The organism is Mesorhizobium sp. M7A.F.Ca.CA.001.10.2.1 (assembly GCF_003998575.1).
Lineage (GTDB): Bacteria > Pseudomonadota > Alphaproteobacteria > Rhizobiales > Rhizobiaceae > Mesorhizobium.
On sequence record NZ_RZQY01000646.1, the window covers coordinates 1 to 3493 of the forward strand.

The following is a 3493-nucleotide window of genomic DNA, read 5'->3' on the forward strand; positions in this document are numbered from 1 at the left end:
GATCTGGGCGATCAGGTAGTCCTTCTCGAACTGCTCACGCGCTTCGCGCAGCGGCAGCGCCATGATGTGCTGGTCGGATTGATTCGGCGTGCGCGGCATGGCATCTCCGATCTCGGCCGGCAACAGATCGGCGGTGATCGGCGCATCGACGTCGTCGCCGCGCGCAAGGATCATCAGGCGCTCGACATTGTTGCGCAGCTGGCGAACGTTGCCCGGCCAGTTGTGCGCCTGCAGCACGGCCAGCGCGTCGTCGCCGATGCGGCGCGGCTTGATGCCGGCCTGGCGGGCGATCTGCTTCATGAAATTGTCGACGAGGTAGGGAATATCCTCGCGCCGCTCGGCCAATCCCGGCACGATGACCGGAACCACCGCGAGGCGATGGTAAAGATCCTCGCGGAAACGCCCGTCGGCAATCATCGCTTCGAGGTTCTGCGAGGTCGAGGAGATGATGCGGACATCGACCTTGACCCGCTTGGTTCCCCCTACCCGCTCGAACTGCTGCTCGACCAGCACGCGCAGGATCTTGTTTTGCGTCTCGCGCGGCATGTCGGCCACCTCGTCGATGTAGAGGATACCGCGATGGGCCTCCTCCAGCGCGCCGACCTTGCGCTCGACGCCATTCGATTCGGTGCCGAACAGCTCGATCTCCATGCGCTCGGGCGTGATGTTGGCGGCGCTCAGCGTCACGAAAGGTGCGCTCTTGCGCGCCGACAGCGTGTGGATGGCGCGCGCGGCCAATTCCTTGCCCGAGCCAGACGGTCCGATGATCATCACGCGGCTGTTGGTCGGCGCGACGCGTTCGATGGTCTGGCGCAACTGGCTCATCGCCGACGACATGCCGATCAGATCGAAGGTTTCGCCGCTGCGCAGCTTGAGGTCGGAAACCTCGCGCCGCAATTTCGAGGTCTCGAGCGCACGCTCGGCAATAAGGATCAGCCTGTCGGCCTTGAACGGTTTTTCGATGAAGTCATAGGCGCCGCGACGGATGGCGGAGACCGCCGTTTCGATGTTGCCGTGGCCGGAAATCATCACCACCGGCAAGGTCGGATGCATGGTCTTGATCTCGTCGAGCAGCGCCAGCCCGTCCAGGCGCGAGCCCTGCAGCCAGATATCGAGGAAAATCAGCCGCGGCGCGCGATCAGCTATAGCAGCGAGCGCGCTGTCAGCATCGAATGCCGTGCGGGTTTCGTGACCTTCGTCGCTCAGTATGCCCGCGACGAGTTCACGGATGTCTTCCTCGTCATCGACGATGAGAATATCAGACGCCATTACCGACCTTTTCAGTTTCTCTTTCGTTTTCCGCCCTGCTTTCGCTGCGCGGAGCCGTTGCGGCCGCAGGCGGCAGGATGATGCTGATCATCGCGCCGCGCCCATCGTGGAAGTCCGCTGGAGCATCGTGTAGTTCCAGCCTGCCGCCATGGTCCTCCACGATCTTCTTGACGATAGCGAGGCCAAGTCCGGTGCCCTTCTCGCGTGTGGTCATGTAGGGCTCGAGCAGCCGTTGGCGATTCTCGCGCGGCAGGCCTTTGCCATTGTCGATGACGTCGATTCGAATCGCACCATTCTGGCGCCCGGCTTGAATCCGGATTATGCCGTGCGAACCGTCCTTCTGTTCCAATCCGTCGATCGCCTCGGCCGCGTTCTTGATCACATTGCCGAAGGCCTGCGCCATCAGGCGGCTGTCGAAAGTGCCCTTGAGCGGCTCCGTGCCGAATATCCGCTCGAAAGTGATGTCGGCGCGGCTGACCTCGACCAGGAACGAGGCCTCACGCAGCGATTCGCGCAGATCTATCGCCTTCATCTCAGGCTTTGGCATGCGCGCGAACGCCGAGAATTCGTCCACCATACGGCCGATATCCTCAACCTGACGGATGATGGTGTCGGTGCATTGGTCGAAAACCTCGCGGTCCTCGGTAATCACCTTGCCGTAACGGCGCTTGATGCGTTCGGCCGAGAGCTGGATCGGCGTCAGCGGGTTCTTGATCTCGTGGGCGATACGCCGCGCCACATCCGCCCAGGCCGACGAGCGCTGCGCCTGAACCAGGTCGGTGATGTCGTCGACCGTCACGACATAGGATTTTTCCTCCGAGCCGTCGTCGCCGGCCTCGATGGTGATCTGCACGTTGAAGGTCCGCTCGGCACCGGCGCGGTAAAAGGTCACCTGCTCGCGATAGACGGGTTTGCCGGACTTGCGACCGATCTCGAAGACGCGGCCGACATGCGGCAGTACGGCGGAAAGATTCTGCCCAAGGGCTGCGCTGGCCGAAATCGCCAGCATCGCCTCGGCCGAGCGGTTGACGATGGTGACGATGCCGTAGGGATCGACGCCGATGACGCCGGCGGTAACGCCGGCAAGCACGGCTTCGGAGAAGCGGCGCCGTTCGTCGATCAGGTCCTTGGCCGACAGGATCTCATTGCGCTGCGATTTAAGTTCGAGAAGCATCTTGTTGAAGGTATCGCCGAGCGAGGCGACATCGCCGTCCGAAGGCCTGACGGGAACCGCGACGTCGAGATTGCCGGTCGCCACCTCGTCGGCGGCGCCGATGAGCTGGCGAATAGGCCGCACCAGACGGTCGGCGACCGCAATGCCGGTCCAGATCGCGGACAGGATGATGATGAGCGTCAGCGACAGATAGGGCAGCGCGAAGGCCACCTGCGAGGTACGGCGGTTATCTTCCAGCCCCCGATATTCGTCGGTGTTGGACCTGACGATCTGCCTTGCCTTGATCACTTCGGGATCGACGAGCCGAATGGTGTAGAGGTAGAGTCCTTCGATCTCCCGCAGCTTGACGATGGCGCCCATGATGTTGCGCGTTTTCGGTTCGATCAGCACCGGCTTGCCGTCGGCAGCGCTGGCCACCGCGCCTTCCGGCGGCTCGGGCATGGCGAACTCCGTATCGGTCTTGGCGCTCATGACGAAAGAGCCGTCCGGCTTGATCAGCGCCGCATGGGCCAGCGAACGGCCCACGGCTTCCTTGTTCATCAAGTCGAGAAAGCCGGTACGATCAAGGCCGTAGAGCGTGCGCGACGCATCGAGATCATAGGCCATGGACAATGTCGTGCCCTGGAGGTTGCGGGCATTTTCCTGGACATAGGCGTCGGCGATCGAGAGGGACGAATTGACGATCGTCTTGGTGCGGATCTCGAACCAGCGGTCAAGGCCGATGTCGAGCGTGATCGAGGCAATGATGGCCACCATGATGGCGGGAATGGCGGCAACCAGGGCGAACATGGCGACAATGCGCACATGCAGCCGCGAAGCGGCCTTACCATGCCGGCGCGCCATCAGGATGCGGTGCACCTCACGCCCGACCAGCGCGATAAGAAACAGGACGAAAGCCGCGTTGAGGGCAATCAGCGCCAGCGTCGTCGACTCGTTCGGTGTGATCGGCGTGGCGCCGACGAGGATGGTGAACGAGATCGCAGCCGTCATCAGCGCGCCGACGACCGCGATCACACCCGGCAGCGCAAGCAGCCGGCGCCCGTCACGAGC

At 62.9% G+C, this 3493-nt stretch carries 2 protein-coding genes; both read right to left on the minus strand.

Annotated elements, in window-relative coordinates:
* Nucleotides 1–1269 (minus strand): sigma-54 dependent transcriptional regulator (locus EN964_RS29130; RefSeq protein ID WP_164776062.1); only part of this gene is annotated, 1269 nt, incomplete at its 3' end.
* Nucleotides 1259–3493: PAS domain-containing sensor histidine kinase (locus EN964_RS29135; protein ID WP_245490698.1), on the minus strand; the 2235-nt coding region annotated here is incomplete at its 5' end. The genes EN964_RS29130 and EN964_RS29135, both read right to left, overlap by 11 nt.